The organism is Acinetobacter sp. ME22, from assembly GCF_022012315.1.
GTDB classification, from domain to species: domain Bacteria; phylum Pseudomonadota; class Gammaproteobacteria; order Pseudomonadales; family Moraxellaceae; genus Acinetobacter; species Acinetobacter brisouii_A.
Window position 1 is genome coordinate 1 of sequence record NZ_JAKLTL010000002.1, and the last position, 14,793, is coordinate 14,793.

Below are 14,793 nucleotides of genomic sequence, written 5' to 3' on the forward strand. Positions count from 1 at the left end.
ATCAAAACGATAAATATCCATGCCTAAAGCACCCATTGAAAAGCTACTATGCACAATAGTAAAGCGATGACCTAAACCCATTGCAAAAAACAACGGGGCAAGATGCTCAAGACTTGGATGATTTTGCTCAATGTACGGAATCGTTTGCCAATCCAAAACTGCTTCATAATCTTGATGATTGAGCTTTTGTACCACGTAATTACGAAATTCCGATGCCCAAATAGGCACATCGGCTTGGCTATTGTGCCAAGACAATTCTGCCAAGTTATGGGTAATGCTGCCTGAGCCAATCAACAAAATTTGTTGCTGACGTAATTCTTTGAGTGTTTGCCCAATTTTAAAAATTTCTTCAGCACTGTAACTCATGGGTAGCGAGATTTCGACCACAGGGATATCGGCTTCAGGGTATAAATGCAATAGTGGCATCCATACACCGTGATCACGTGGACGTGTACTATTCGCATGTGCTGGAAGTTCAGCTTCTGCCAATAAATGTAGAATCTGTTCGGCAAGTTCTGGTTCGCCCGCAGCAGGATAACGAATTTGATAGAGAGCTTTGGGAAAACCACGAAAATCATGCCATGTATCAGGACGAGTCGCCGTACTGACTTCAAGTGTCTGACTTTCCCAGTGTGCGGACATAACAACGATGGCTTGAGGACGAGGCAAGTTTAAGCCTAAGCGTTGTAGTGCAGGGCCAACCTGTTCAGGGTCAAGCGCTAATAAGGGAGAACCATGAGAAATAAATAACCCAGGTAAAGTTTGAAGATGCATAAAGGTTCACCTGAATTGTTTGCGAATCACCATTAAGCACGATGATACGGATGATTATGGTTAATGCTCATTGCCCGATATAACTGTTCAATCAGCATGACACGCACTAAAGGATGTGGAAGCGTAAGTTTTGACAAAGACCAATGCCATTTGGCTGCCTGATGCACAGCATCACTTAAACCGTCTGGCCCACCAATTGCTAATGCAATATCTTGACCATCGAGCATCCATTGTTGCATGGTGTCTGCCAGTTTTTCAGTACTGAGTTCACGACCACCCACTTCCAGTGCAATTAAGGTTTCATTGGACTTGAGTGCAGCGAGAATACTTTCACCTTCAGTTTGGCAATATTTCAGAATATCGGCATCTGAATCATTCTTACCGCGTTTTGCCATTGGTAATTCAACAAATTGAGTCTGAACGAATGGCTGAATCCGTTTTAAATAGTCATCGACTCCAGTTAACACCCAAGCAGGCATTTTCTGTCCAATTGTTAAAATGCGAATTTTCATCGTGGCAATCTTTGCGAAAAAAACAATTATAACCTGAGCGAAGATAAACAAAGCAAGGCTTTGTCTGAGCGCAAGACGAAAGCTATGCTTGAGTGGTAAGAAGATAAACAAAGCAAGGCTTTGTCTTGAGAAGCGGCTAAAGCTTCGCAAGAAGGCGAAAGCTGTGCTTGAGTGCTAAGAAGATAAACAAAGCAAGGCTTTGTCTTGAGAAGCGGCTAAAGCTTCGCAAGAAGGCGAAAGCTATGCTTGAGTGCTAAGAAGATAAACAAAGCAAGGTTTTTTCTTCAGAAGCAATTAAAGCTTTTTAAGAATGTGAGCTGTACTATCTCTGGTAAAAATGTGTGGAAAGATGAAATTGAATTAAGAAATACTGGAATGTTTGTTGATTAAATCGCCAAAAATAGCGGCGAATACAGATTTTAAAGGTATTTAATTCAACCTGAATTAGAGAGAATGTGTTAAAAATGACCTTAAAAATTACATAAGCCACACAAAAAACTGAACCTTTTAAAAAAATAGATTAATTTGAAATAGAATATGTAAGGCTTATTACATAAGCAAACCGCTTTCTACATCATCAAACGATATTGAATGAATATATTAGATCTCAAGCAGGATGCATCTTCAGCGTTTATTTATTTTTAAAACTGAATCGGTGTAAATCCTTAAGATCTCAATCAAGCTTCGGCTTGAGGATGAAAAAAGAGGGAACAGCCATGTTGAAGAAAATTTTGACCACTGTGTTAGTGGTTTCGACAGTAGCCACCAGTAGTTTAGCAATGGCAGAGCCTGGACATGACCGAGGAGGTCCAGACCGTCACGGTTATGATCAGCGTGATCGTGGACATGACCATCGTGGTGGGCCTGCTTGGAATAACCGTCATGATGGCCCACGCTGGGATGATCGCCGTGGACACTGGGGGCGTGGTGACCGCTTACCATCACGCTATCGTGGTTACAACGTAGATTGGCGTTCGCATCATTTGCCACATCCACCACGTGGACACCGTTGGGTACGAGTCAATGGCGACTACTTATTGATTGCGATTGCATCTGGGGTGATTGCTCAGGCAATTTTCGCCCGTTAAACAAAAAACTGTATTTGACACACAGGCTGCCTCTTTTGAGGCAGTTTTTTATTTGGGGGAAGCATTATTGTGATGCTGACAATTTATTGGGTGCTTTTGAGTAGCGCCTAAGCCATAAAAGAAAATTTGAATATAGTGAATAAAATGAAAAATTAACCATAGCTTAAATATTAAAAAATCTCAGTAAATCTATGAGTAAAACAGACAAAGTTTTGCAGAACTCTGCATTGATCTACACGGTTTATCTGCAGTTTTTGCATACATTAGCCAACAAGTTGTGATCTTTATAAAAGCCTAGCAATGATTTTACAGTGTCGACTGATAAAATCGAAGGAGAGAAAATGCGTACAAAATGGATAGCAGCAGCATTGGCTGTGAGTACTAGTCTCGCTTCTAGTCTAACCTTGGCAGATCCTTGGTGGAATCATGATGATCGACCACCTCCACCAGTATATTATGAGCATGATCATGGCTGGGATGAGCCACCACCGCCACCGCCTCATTATTGGCGTGATCACCCAGTTCGTTACTGGCATGAAGGCGAATATATCCCACGGGATTATATGGATGATCGTTATGCTGTAGATTGGCATGAAGCGCATTTGCCACCACCGCCTCATGGGCATCGTTGGATGAGGATTGATGGTGATTTTGTTTTGGTTGCGGTTGCATCAAGTGTAATCACGCAAATTCTGCTAGGGTCACATTTTCGTTAAGTCATAAGCGAAGCCCAATAAAAAACCACTTCCGAAGAAGTGGTTTTTTATTGATGTTTTTATGTTTAGTGACGAGCACTTTGACTTTCTGCCACTGCCTTAACAATCGGAGTTTTTGGCAGTGGTTTAGGTTGTTCAGTCAATGCAATCGGCAAGATCTCATCAACGCTTTTCACGGCTTTGATTTCTAGACCTTCTTTGACATTGTCTGGAATTTCAGCCAAATCACGCACATTGTCTTGAGGAATAAAGACCAGTTTAATGCCACCACGGTGTGCAGCAAGTAACTTTTCTTTTAAACCACCAATACGTAGCGCACGACCACCAAGCGTTGTTTCACCTGTCATGGCAATGTCTGCACGAATTGGAATACCTGTAAAAGCAGAAACCAATGCAGTTGTGAGTGCTAAACCTGCTGAAGGGCCATCTTTTGGTGTTGCACCTTCAGGCAAGTGCACGTGAATATCAGTTTCATCAAAACGCGCTGCTTCGATACCTAATTCATCTGCACGAGTACGAACCACAGTCATTGCAGTAGTGATCGACTCTTTCATGACATCGCCGAGTGAACCTGTGGTAATAAATTTACCTTTACCTTTCACTGCCGCAACTTCAATGGTGAGTAATTCACCACCAACAGATGTCCAAGCTAAACCATTGACACGACCGATTTGTGCTTCGTCTTCAGCCATCCCAAAGTCAAACTTATGTGGGCCAAGGTAGTCTGGTAAATTAGTTGAAGTCACTTCAATTTGAAGGTTCTTCGCCTTTTTGCTCACGGCTTCTTTGACGACTTTGCGTGCAATTTTTGAAACTTCACGTTCAAGACTACGCACACCTGCTTCACGTGTATAACGTTGCACAATGTCACGAATCGCTTCTTCATGAACAGTCAATTCTTTAGCACGTAAACCATTGTTCTTAATGGCTTTAGGAACTAAATAGCGTTCAGCAATCTTAATTTTCTCATCTTCGGTATAACCCGGTAGACGAATAACTTCCATACGATCTAACAAAGCTTCAGGAATATTCATGCTGTTGGCAGTACAAATAAACATGACTTCTGAAAGGTCGAGATCCAAATCTAAATAGTGGTCGTTAAACTTACTATTCTGAGAAGGATCAAGTACTTCAAGCAATGCTGATGCAGGATCACCACGATAATCCTGAGCCATCTTGTCGATTTCATCAAGCAAGAACAGTGGGTTTTTTACCCCAACTTTAGTCAATGACTGTACGATTTTACCTGGCATCGCACCAATGTAAGTACGGCGATGACCACGGATTTCCGCTTCATCACGCACACCACCTAAAGCCATACGGACAAACTCACGCCCAGTTGCTTTTGCAACAGATTCACCAAGTGAAGTTTTACCGACACCCGGAGGTCCAACTAAACAAAGAATCGGGCCTTTGAGTTTTTTTACGCGAGACTGTACTGCAAGATATTCCACAATACGGTCTTTCACATCATCTAAGCCGTAATGATCTGCATCTAGAATTTCCTGCGCTTTTTGCAAGTTAATGCTAACTTTGCTGGCTTTATTCCATGGTGTATCTAAGATGACATCAAGATAGTTGCGTACCACAGCCGCTTCGCTTGAAGCAGGTTGCATGGATTTGAGTTTACGAAATTCTGCTTCTGCTTTTTTACGTACATGCTCTGGCAAATCTGCCTCTGCAAGACGTTTTTCAAGTTCAGCAACATCGTCCTCAGCACCGCCATTCATGTCAGAAAGTTCACGCTGAATCACCTTCATCTTTTCATTGAGAAAGTATTCGCGCTGATTTTTTTCCATTTGGCGTTTAACACTATCATGCAGTGTTTGCTCAATTTGTTGCTCTTCAGATTGTTGCAACAAATACGTCATTAACTCTTTTAGGTGCGCTTCAAATTCGTCATGTTCCAAGAAGTTTTGTTTCACTTCTATATTTAAAGGAACACGAGTCGCAACAAAGAACAGTAATTGCAGTAAATCTTCGATTTTGTTTGCAGCGGTAATCAGCTCACGTGCATTGCGCAATTTCGCTTCTGCGTATTGTGCAAATAAAGCTTTCAATTCTTGTAGACGTTCATCTTGAGTGTCTTGCTCTAGTTTTACACTCATTGGGCTTAAAGCATGTTCAGCCGTAAAATATTCTGTCTGATCAATAATCTGTTCTAGTTTTGCACGATGTAAACCTTCAATCAGCACTTTAATGCAGTTTTCATCGTTTTCGTGGTTAACCACTTGCACAATTTTCGCAACAGTTCCGTATTGGTACAGATTTTCCTGATCAATTTCTTCGGTAAGAGAGTCTTTTTGTGCAACTACAAAGACCAAATTGTCACTGCTACGCGCCGCATCAACAGCTTTTATAGATTTTTCACGACCAACAAAAAGCGCGATCTGCATGTGTGGATAAACCACTACATCACGTAATGCCAATAATGGTAATACGTTTGGAATTGTCAGTTCTTCAGAACTTTCATGATTCAAAATTTGTTCAGTCATGGGCACTCCTAGTGAGTGACAACAGTGTTGCCATGATTTTTATAGTGATGTGTTTTTTTTAAATTACAAGGGTAAGTTTTGTGAAAAAATTAAAAAACAATGGTTTTGGTTAAAATAAATACAGTAAATTAGGTCTTAAAGCATTGATAAGATTCAGGTGTACAGAGTGCATGCAAGGGTTGATCCCATGCCTGATGTGGCAGAACGCACGCTAATTTTTGAAACTGATGTGCCAGACCTAAACGATAAGGGCGCTGTTTTGCTTTGGCGAGCGTTCGGTCATAAAAACCACCACCCATACCCAGACGCATACCTGTGACATCACAAGCCAGTAAAGGCATACATAACATATCTAAATGCTGTACAGCAACGCCACGTTGTTGAGGTTCGAGCATACCTAAGCGATGCAATGCAAAACGTCGGCTATAAAACTGCTGTCTTGAAATTTTTACCCAATGTAAATGTTGATTCATGTTACAGATTTTAGGTAGATACACCTGTTTGCCCAATTTAAAACAATATTCGATTAAATTTTTTGTTGCAATTTCCCCAAAGGCATCGAGATATAATCCGACTTTTTGAGATTGATGCAGCATTGGACTACGTCTGAGATGTTTCAAGATGGCTTGCGCTGCTTGGCGTTGTTGAAAGATATTGACTTGACGTCGTTGGCGGCGTAAATCGCGACGCAGTTGTTTGAGATCAATAGCAGCAGTATTCATCAATCATACCCATAAAAGCACAGTCTTGAGTATTACGACAAATATACGCAGAGTAAAGCATGGCTTATGACATATTGGCTGCCTGACTAATTTTAGCCTGAGCATTTTGAGTTAGATGAGAAATTTGCTGCTGATTTTGCTCAATTTCTTGTTGTAACTGGATGATTTTTTGCGTGTCGGGGCGTTTGGCTGCACCTTGTTGAGCGAGCTGTAGGCTGAGCTGATTACTCTGCATCATTTTTTTTCGTATGCTGTCAACTTCAGCACTGCTCAGAAGTAAATTTTCTAATTCTGAATTGAATTTATGTACACGTTGTTGCATATCCTCAATGATTTGTGCAATTTGTAGACTGTTGCCTGAGCGAATGGCAGGTAAAGCTTCTTGTTGAAAAATAGCACTTTCCTGATTTTGTCGTTGGCTTAGATTATGTAATCGACTGATATCATTTTGAATATCGACAGCCTGATTATGACTTAAACTGGATTGTTGGGGCATATTTTGTGTGCTGGGCTTACAGGCACTCGTCAGCCATGGGGTCAAACATAAGCAAGCAATCAACAATGGTTTCATGGCATGTCCTGACAGTCGATCCAAAATAAGACTCAAATTCAGATCATGCAGGAGAAAGAATGTGGTGTAAGTAAGATGTTTGCTATCAAAATACAGTGAAACTGAAAAACTATGTTAATACTCTGTAAATTGCCCACATCCTGAATCAATTGCAGATTTTAGGCATAAAAAAACCAGCTTTCGCTGGATTTTTGTGAGTACCATTTTAACTGTTTTAAAATGGTGCCCGGGGCCGGACTCGAACCGGCACGCTTTGAGGGCGGGGGATTTTAAATCCCCTGTGTCTACCTATTTCACCACCCGGGCATGGGCGCAATCATAGAGCAACTACTTTTTCTTGGCAAGAATAGATTGAAATATTTGGCTTAAAAATATTCAAACAATTGTTTTTAAGATGAAAAATAGATATGAATCCACGATTAAAACAATAATCTGTTGTGAAACAGTTCAAGCATCATCATAAATAGGCATAAAAAAACCAGCTTTCGCTGGATTTTTGTGAGTACCATTTTAACTGTTTTAAAATGGTGCCCGGGGCCGGACTCGAACCGGCACGCTTTGAGGGCGGGGGATTTTAAATCCCCTGTGTCTACCTATTTCACCACCCGGGCATGAGCGCCATCATAGTAGAACTTAAACCGTTGTGCAAGAGGCATTTAGCATAGTTTGAAGAAGTTTTATGCGTTTAAAATGGCTTGAGAGTGATTGTTTTTCAAGATGATTTTACCGAAATATTTAAAAAATGTTATGCTCAAAACCGAACATGTCCAAGGAAGCTATATATGCCTATTCTTGAGTTTTCACTGAAAGCCAATGAAATCATTTTATTGTGGGACTCTGAGTCATATATTTTAAAGCATGGTTTAAATGTCATTCAGCAGCAGAGTGTACTTAGTGGGATTTGGTCAGAGTATGCAATTGAAAACATGATTTATCAGATTGAAGAGTTATTAGAATCTGAACCCGCGCTAAGACAAGTTCAGGGTCAGGCTGTGACTTCTGACCCAATGATGACGTTATTAAGTCAGTTATTTTTTCAAAATTCGAGTGCAATTGATCGAGTTCAGCTTGAACATGCTTTTAATGATTTTGTTGATCATTTGAATCACTATTTGCATCAGGTTGAGCAGGGACAGCAACAGGTTTTTGTTTATTTTGTGATGATTCGCGAGATGATGCATCATCTTAAAATTCAAGAAATTTTAATCAAGTCATTGTTGTTATAAATAATTTAGATAAAAAATCTGTTGGCTACTTGGCTACTTGGCTACTTGGCTACTTGGCTACTTGGCTACTTGGCTACTTGGCTACTTGGCTACTTGGCTTTTGATGATTTGTAGCCTAAGTAAAAAATTTAAAGTTTTTAAGCTGTTGATCATCTGACCAAGCATGCTGAATTCGATTTAAGTGTCAATCTGAAAAATTTCTACATCAATATTTAAAATTGGTTATCCTAAGCGCGGATTTTTATTTAGAAAACGTGTAGCACATGGCACTTAAAGCAACGATTTATAAAGCAGACCTCAATATTGCAGATATGGATCATCACAATTACGGTGATTATCAACTGACGATGGCGCTGCATCCTTCAGAAACTATCGAGCGCTTAATGGTGCGTGTTTTGGCTTTTGCTCGCTATGCCGATGAACAGCTTGAATTTACTAAAGATTTGTTTGAAGTGAATGAACCTGCTTTGTGGCAGAAGGACTTAACAGGCCTGCTCGAAAAATGGATTGAAGTTGGTTGTCCTGATGAAGATAAAGTCAAAAAAGCCAGTGCACGTTGTCAGCAGGTTGTCGTGGTTGCTTATGGCAGTTCGGTGGATGAATGGTATAAGCGCAATAGCAAACTCAAAACCTTAAAGAATGTAGAAGTTTGGCAGTTAACGGAAGAAACCACGACTGCAATTCAGGCTTTATGTGAGCGTACCATGCAGTTACAGCTCAACATTATGGATGGCGAGTGGACGCTGATGACCGATGTTGGTCAAGCAGTGGTTGAATGGATTAAGTTGCAGTAATTGTTGAGTTGCTTGATGTGGAAGAAAGCTCCTGAGTAGGGGCTTTCTTTTTATAAAAATAATAATGAAAACAAAGAACAGAGCACTATTTTATCTGGTGGATATTATGCGAAGATATTTGAAATAAAAGATAAATACTAAGCGTGTACTCATGCAGCCATATAACAAGAATTTAAAACTTCCATCGCGTGATTTACGCAGTAACATGACTGACGCAGAGCAACTGCTATGGCAAAGGTTACGCCGTAAGCAAATTTTAGGATTGCGGTTTTATCGACAAAAGCCAATTCTTAATTTTATTGTGGATTTTTACTGTGCTGCTGCAAACCTCGTCATTGAGTGTGATGGTGGACAGCACTACACGGAAGATGGGCTTCTAGCAGATCAAATTCGAGATCAGACTTTAAGTGAGTTAGGGCTTTTGGTGCTGAGGTTTAGTAACAGGCAGATTTTGACTGAAACTGATGCGGTGGTGGAGCAGATTTATTGGATTGCGAAACAGAGATTGGAATCCCCCTCTTGCGAAACTTAGTTTCTTACCTTTATAAAGGGGGAATTTACGCGAATTGAATGTAAATCTTAGATTCGTGATGCTCCCTTCTTTTTAAAGGGTAGGGGATGGAGTTATAGCTTATAATTTTAAAATAATTAGAGTTTAACTAATTTTTTGATAAATATAGATTTAGTCAGATTATAATTGTTTTATAATTAAGGCGTTTCCTCATTTCATTTTATGAGGCAAATTAGCTCTTATTTTAGTCAATAAACAATCATATTGTTTATTAAATAAACAAATTTAGGCATGAACATACTCATTTTTGAGCTATTTCCTCAAATGAGGACAAGCCCTAATATTAACTTTATAAAATTAAAGGCTTAAGAATGATACCATCGGTTAAAGATATTGGGAAAGTTTATAGTAAATGGGAACAATATAGTATTACAACAAAAACATTTGAGCTTAGACCATTTGAAAAACCTGATATGTCACCTTATTTAATTCATATGACTAATTCTGAATCATTATTTCAGATTTTAAATTCGAAATTGTTAATTGCAACTAAACCATCACAGTCTATGTCAGATTGGTATGATGAAAAAATAGTTTGTTTTACAGAGTCACCAACATTTGCGATAGATTTTTTTAGGTATAAATCATATAAACGGTGGTGTGATGATTTAAGATTTGGTTTAGGATTTTCGAAGCTTAAATTAGCACTAAAAGGTGTTAGACCTGCTTTATATGTTGATAAATCTGACTTAATTAAATGTATAGCAGAAACTAAAATAATAATTAAAAATTTTGAGTCAGTTCCAGAATCTGATGGAAAAGAAAACTTAGGTTCATGTGAGGTAAAAAATAAGCTAAAAGAAATTTATAAATTAGTAGCACCTTATATGACACCCTTGGATCACGATCATCAACAACAAGGTTTTTTGTGGGAAAGAGAATGGAGATATGCTCAAAATAATTTCGAATTTGAAATTGAAGATATAGAAATTATTTGTTGTCCTAAATCTGATCGACAACGAGTTAAAGACATTCTAGGCACTTCTGGCACACACATTAAATATATTGAAACTTGGGGTGAATATAATGAAATTTCAAAATATTTAGAAGATTTTCAAAAAGATAAAATCATTCAAGAAAAGATAGATCAATTAAGCTTGAAAGATGCTTTTTCTTATGAAGAACAAATAACTCAAGAAGTATCAAAATTAAAACTATATGAAAGTCAGTTGGAAAGTATGATATCCAAGGTTAAACAGGTTAAGGAAACAATTATAAAGTTAGAGCAAAGACAAGGAGAAATTTTAGAAAAGATTGAGTTAGAAAAAGAAAAAAACTGTGTTTATTGTGGTTGCGATTTTGAAGAAGCAGGAGGAATAGCGATGAAAGATTGGAATGACGATGGTCATTTTTGTAGTACTTGTTACGCTGAAATGAATGCAAAAATTAATGATGAAAATTAATTTCTCTCTGAAAAAGGGAGGAGCTGTCACATAATTCATTTAAGCACATGACATCTCCCTCTTTTTTAAATAGGGATTAGGGGGGATTAATTAAACAATCGAATCATCCAAATTCGGTGCTAACCAACGCTTCGCTACATCCAGTGACCAACCCTTACGTTTCGCATAATCCTCAAGCTGATCTTGAGAAATCTTGCCCACGTTAAAGTATTCACTTTCAGGGTGTGAGTAATAGAAACCACTCACAGAAGAAGGTGGCATCATAGCAAAGTGTTCAGTCAACTTGGTACCAATCTTGGCTTCAGAACCTAACCAGTCAAACAAAGCTGCTTTTTCAGAATGCTCAGGACAAGCAGGATAGCCAGGTGCAGGACGAATCCCGACATACTTCTCTTTGATCAATTCTTCATTGCCCAAAGTTTCATCGGCTTTATAGCCCCAGAACTCTTTACGAATGCGCTCGTGTAAGTGCTCTGCAAAAGCTTCTGCAAAACGGTCAGCCAATGATTGCACTAAAATCGCAGAGTAATCATCACCTTTGGCTTTGTATTCATTTGCCAATTCTTCCGCACCGAAAATCGACACAGTAAAGCCACCCAAATAATCTTGCTGATTTGTTGTAGGCTTAATATAGTCCGCCAAAGACAAGTTTGGTTTGCCTGTGACTTTGTCCGATTGCTGACGCAAATGCTCAAAAGTATGCGTTACACTCTGACCTGCTTCATCAAACACGCTCACAGTATCTGCACCTGTGCGCTGAGCAGGGTATAAACCAAACACGGCACGAGCATCGAAACGATTATTCTCGATAATGTCTTTGAGCATGACTTGGGCTTGATTGTACAAATCGGTTGCTGCTTCACCGACTACTTCATCTTCTAAGATTTTCGGGAATTTACCCGCCAAGCTCCAAGCAATAAAGAATGGTGTCCAGTCAAAATACTGAACTAGTGTTGCTAATGGATAGTTGGTGAGGACATGTGTACCTAAAGTATTTGGCTTGGGTGGCACATAGTTGTCATCAATTTTAAAGCCATTTTTAACCGATTCTGCATAACTTAATTTTGCAGCTTTCGGCTGCTTATTGGCTAAACGCTCACGGACTTTGGCATATTCAGCACGATGTTCCGCAATAAAGTTACCACGCATTTCTTTCGACAGTAAGGTTGTTGCAACACCCACCGCACGAGAAGCATCGGCGACATAAATCACCGCATCGTTTTGATATTGAGGTTCAATCTTCACTGCTGTGTGTGCTTTCGAAGTTGTTGCACCACCAATCAACAGTGGAATCTTGAAGCCTTTACGCTGCATTTCTTTGGCAACAAACACCATTTCGTCCAGACTTGGGGTAATCAAACCTGATAAGCCGATGATGTCACATTTTTCATCAATCGCAGTTTGCAGAATTTTCTCGCAGGGTACCATCACGCCAAGGTCAACAATATCGTAACCGTTACAGCCCAAGACCACACCCACAATATTTTTACCAATATCGTGTACATCACCTTTTACGGTTGCCATCAGGACTTTACCTTTTGACTCGCCTGCGCCTTTTTCTGCTTCAATATACGGGTTGAGCCAAGCAACGGCTTGTTTCATGACACGTGCAGATTTGACCACCTGTGGCAGGAACATTTTACCTGAACCAAACAGGTCGCCAACGACGTTCATGCCATCCATCAATGGACCTTCGATCACATCGAGTGGGCGTTTGGATTTTAAGCGTGCTTCTTCGGTATCTTGATCAATATATGTCGTGATGCCTTTCACGAGGGCATATTCAAGACGCTTTTCAACGGATTCATTGCGCCATTCAAGGTTTTCCGCTTCTTTGGCTGCACCACCTTGACCACGGAATTTCTCAGCGACTTCAAGCAGTTTTTCAGTCGCTTCGTTACCGCTTTCACCCTGATTACGGTTCAGAATGACATCTTCAACAGCATCTTTGAGTTCTTTGGGAATGTCATCGTAAATCGCCATTTGACCTGCGTTGACGATCCCCATGGTCATGCCTTGCTTGATGGCATAGTACAAGAACACCGAGTGAATCGCTTCACGGACAGGTTCATTACCACGGAATGAGAACGATACGTTAGACACACCACCTGAAATCATAGCATTTGGCAGGTTTTGTTTAATCCAGCCTGTGGCTTCAATGAAGTCCACGGCATAGTTATTGTGTTCTTCAATCCCTGTTGCGACAGCAAACACGTTCGGGTCAAAGATAATATCTTCAGATGGATAACCGACTTCATTGACCAAAATGTCATAAGAGCGCTTACAGATTTCACGTTTACGCGCTGCGGTATCGGCTTGTCCAGCTTCATCAAATGCCATGACGATAATCGCTGCGCCATACTGACGGCATAGGCGAGCCTTATGCACAAACTCATCATAACCTTCTTTTAAGGAAATCGAGTTCACCACAGGTTTACCCTGAACGCATTTTAAGCCTGCTTCAATGATTTCCCATTTGGATGAGTCAATCATAATCGGCACACGTGAAATATCAGGTTCAGATGCCACAAGGTTCAGGAAATGCACCATGGCATTTTCTGAATCGAGCATGCCTTCATCCATGTTAATGTCGATGATTTGCGCACCTGCAACCACCTGTTGCTGCGCAACTTCGAGGGCTTCGGCAAATTTTTCTTCACGAATCAGGCGTAGGAATTTTTTCGACCCTGTGACGTTGGTACGTTCACCGACATTCACAAAAAGAGAGTCATCATAAATGTTAAATGGTTCTAAACCACTTAAACGACATGCAGGAATAGTTTCAGGCACTTGTCGTGGTGGCAAGTCTTTTACTGCTTCATAAATGGCACGAATATGGGCAGGGGTGGTACCACAGCAACCACCCGCAATATTAATGATGCCACTTTCGGCAAACTCACGAATAAACGCTGCTGTTTCTGCTGCGGTTTCATCATAACCACCAAAGGCATTGGGTAAGCCTGCGTTTGGATGCGCGGAGATATACACGTCTGCCACATCGCTAATGGTTTTTACGTGTGGGCGCATGGCATCCGCACCAAGCGCACAGTTAAAGCCCACTGAAATCACATTGGCATGACGAATTGAGTTCCAGAATGCTTCTGCGGTTTGCCCTGTCAGTGTACGACCCGAAGCATCGGTAATCGTTCCCGAAATCATGATCGGTAAACTACGACCTAACTGCTTGAATGCTTCTTCAACCGCAAAAATGGCGGCTTTACAATTTAGGGTATCGAACACAGTTTCAATGAGGATGATGTCCGCACCACCTTCAATTAACGCCAGTGTTGCTTCAATATAATTATCTTTTAGCGCATCGAAGGTAATGTTACGAAAAGCAGGGTTGTTGACGTCTGGAGAAATCGAACAGGTACGAGAGGTTGGCCCCAGTACCCCAGCCACAAAACGCGGTTTGTCAGGTGTTGAGTATTTTTCACAGGCCAGTTTTGCAAGGCGTGCAGCTTCTCGGTTAATTTCAGGAACCAAATCTTCCATGTGGTAGTCTGACATGGAAACTCGTGTTCCGTTGAAACTGTTGGTTTCAATAATGTCAGCGCCTGCTTCAAGGTAAGCTTCATGAATCCCTTGAATAATCTGCGGCTGAGTCAGAACCAGTAAGTCGTTGTTGCCTTTTAAGTCATGTTCCCAGTCGGAAAAGCGCTCACCTCGATAATCTTGTTCCTGTAATTTATGTTGCTGGATCATCGTGCCCATAGCACCATCGAGCATCATAATACGTTGAGAAAGAATCCGTTTTAAAGTGTTGAGTGTCGACATACACAGCCTTATATAGCAGAGGGCAACAGCGAGAAAATCAGGATATTATACTCAGAATTGATGTTTTTTGAGCAGAAATAGCCATTTTAATCATGTTGGTTTCTTATAAGCTTTATTCATTGGGCTTTTATAAGGGATGAAAAA

The 14,793-nt window shown here is 40.4% G+C and carries 12 protein-coding genes and 2 tRNA genes; 6 read left to right on the top strand and 8 right to left on the bottom strand.

What is annotated here, in order from left to right; all coding sequences use genetic code 11:
• The coding region (locus LVY74_RS02660) for a dioxygenase family protein (RefSeq protein ID WP_237813738.1) at positions 1-774 on the bottom strand (774 nt) is incomplete at its 3' end.
• A gap of 32 nt (positions 775-806) precedes the next feature.
• Positions 807-1,286, bottom strand: coding sequence for a 23S rRNA (pseudouridine(1915)-N(3))-methyltransferase RlmH (rlmH, locus tag LVY74_RS02665; RefSeq protein ID WP_237813739.1), 480 nt, complete (start codon positions 1,284-1,286; stop codon positions 807-809).
• 716 nt (positions 1,287-2,002) lie between these two features.
• Between rlmH and LVY74_RS02670 the strand changes: the two genes are divergently transcribed.
• Together LVY74_RS02670 and LVY74_RS02675 are read left to right on the top strand one after the other, a co-directional pair.
• The gene (locus tag LVY74_RS02670) at positions 2,003-2,374 is read left to right on the top strand and encodes an RcnB family protein (protein WP_237813740.1); all 372 of its coding nucleotides are present in this window, start codon (positions 2,003-2,005) and stop codon (positions 2,372-2,374) included.
• A 341-nt stretch (positions 2,375-2,715) separates the two neighbouring features.
• Entirely contained in the window at positions 2,716-3,090 is a 375-nt protein-coding gene (locus LVY74_RS02675; RefSeq protein ID WP_237813741.1) for an RcnB family protein, read from the top strand.
• Positions 3,091-3,155: 65 nt separating this feature from the next.
• Here the strand turns inward: LVY74_RS02675 and lon are convergent, their stop codons facing one another.
• The 5 genes from lon to LVY74_RS02700 form a co-directional block, all read right to left on the bottom strand.
• Complete coding sequence (lon, locus tag LVY74_RS02680; RefSeq protein WP_237813742.1) at positions 3,156-5,585, bottom strand: endopeptidase La; 2,430 nt, start codon at positions 5,583-5,585, stop codon at positions 3,156-3,158.
• Between the two features lie 128 nt (positions 5,586-5,713).
• Entirely contained in the window at positions 5,714-6,307 is a 594-nt protein-coding gene (locus LVY74_RS02685) for a 5-formyltetrahydrofolate cyclo-ligase (RefSeq protein ID WP_237813743.1), read from the bottom strand.
• A gap of 64 nt (positions 6,308-6,371) precedes the next feature.
• Entirely contained in the window at positions 6,372-6,878 is a 507-nt protein-coding gene (locus LVY74_RS02690; protein ID WP_237813744.1) for a hypothetical protein, read from the bottom strand.
• Positions 6,879-7,098: 220 nt separating this feature from the next.
• Positions 7,099-7,184: transfer RNA gene (locus LVY74_RS02695), tRNA-Leu, on the bottom strand.
• A gap of 219 nt (positions 7,185-7,403) precedes the next feature.
• A tRNA-Leu gene (locus tag LVY74_RS02700) sits at positions 7,404-7,489 on the bottom strand.
• Positions 7,490-7,660: 171 nt separating this feature from the next.
• Between LVY74_RS02700 and LVY74_RS02705 the strand changes: the two genes are divergently transcribed.
• The 4 genes from LVY74_RS02705 (at position 7,661) to LVY74_RS02720 (ending at position 10,872) form a co-directional block, all read left to right on the top strand.
• Positions 7,661-8,104 (top strand): hypothetical protein, encoded by a 444-nt coding sequence (locus tag LVY74_RS02705; protein WP_237813745.1) that lies wholly within the window; start codon positions 7,661-7,663, stop codon positions 8,102-8,104.
• Between the two features lie 263 nt (positions 8,105-8,367).
• Positions 8,368-8,898, top strand: a complete 531-nt coding sequence (locus tag LVY74_RS02710; RefSeq protein WP_237813746.1) for a YaeQ family protein — start codon at positions 8,368-8,370, stop codon at positions 8,896-8,898.
• Between the two features lie 151 nt (positions 8,899-9,049).
• Positions 9,050-9,430 (top strand): endonuclease domain-containing protein, encoded by a 381-nt coding sequence (locus tag LVY74_RS02715; protein ID WP_237813747.1) that lies wholly within the window; start codon positions 9,050-9,052, stop codon positions 9,428-9,430.
• Positions 9,431-9,780: 350 nt separating this feature from the next.
• Positions 9,781-10,872 carry a hypothetical protein gene (locus LVY74_RS02720; protein WP_237813748.1) on the top strand — a complete coding sequence of 364 codons (1,092 nt, stop codon included), beginning with the start codon at positions 9,781-9,783 and terminating at the stop codon, positions 10,870-10,872.
• A 90-nt stretch (positions 10,873-10,962) separates the two neighbouring features.
• Here LVY74_RS02720 and metH read toward each other — a convergent pair whose 3' ends face one another.
• A complete protein-coding gene (metH, locus tag LVY74_RS02725; RefSeq protein ID WP_237813749.1) occupies positions 10,963-14,649 on the bottom strand; it encodes a methionine synthase in 3,687 nt (1,228 codons plus the stop codon).
• Positions 14,650-14,793 lie beyond the last annotated feature (144 nt).

What these genes read in the sequence shown, in the direction of transcription:
- LVY74_RS02685 (WP_237813743.1), bottom strand. Translation starts at nt 6,307, where the DNA reads ATGAATACTGCTGCTATTGATCTCAAACAACTGCGTCGCGATTTACGC.
- rlmH (WP_237813739.1), bottom strand. Translation starts at nt 1,286, where the DNA reads ATGAAAATTCGCATTTTAACAATTGGACAGAAAATGCCTGCTTGGGTG.
- LVY74_RS02715 (WP_237813747.1), top strand. Translation starts at nt 9,050, where the DNA reads ATGCAGCCATATAACAAGAATTTAAAACTTCCATCGCGTGATTTACGC.
- LVY74_RS02710 (WP_237813746.1), top strand. Translation starts at nt 8,368, where the DNA reads ATGGCACTTAAAGCAACGATTTATAAAGCAGACCTCAATATTGCAGAT.
- LVY74_RS02720 (WP_237813748.1), top strand. Translation starts at nt 9,781, where the DNA reads ATGATACCATCGGTTAAAGATATTGGGAAAGTTTATAGTAAATGGGAA.
- LVY74_RS02705 (WP_237813745.1), top strand. Translation starts at nt 7,661, where the DNA reads ATGCCTATTCTTGAGTTTTCACTGAAAGCCAATGAAATCATTTTATTG.
- metH (WP_237813749.1), bottom strand. Translation starts at nt 14,649, where the DNA reads ATGTCGACACTCAACACTTTAAAACGGATTCTTTCTCAACGTATTATG.
- LVY74_RS02675 (WP_237813741.1), top strand. Translation starts at nt 2,716, where the DNA reads ATGCGTACAAAATGGATAGCAGCAGCATTGGCTGTGAGTACTAGTCTC.
- LVY74_RS02670 (WP_237813740.1), top strand. Translation starts at nt 2,003, where the DNA reads ATGTTGAAGAAAATTTTGACCACTGTGTTAGTGGTTTCGACAGTAGCC.
- LVY74_RS02690 (WP_237813744.1), bottom strand. Translation starts at nt 6,878, where the DNA reads ATGAAACCATTGTTGATTGCTTGCTTATGTTTGACCCCATGGCTGACG.
- lon (WP_237813742.1), bottom strand. Translation starts at nt 5,585, where the DNA reads ATGACTGAACAAATTTTGAATCATGAAAGTTCTGAAGAACTGACAATT.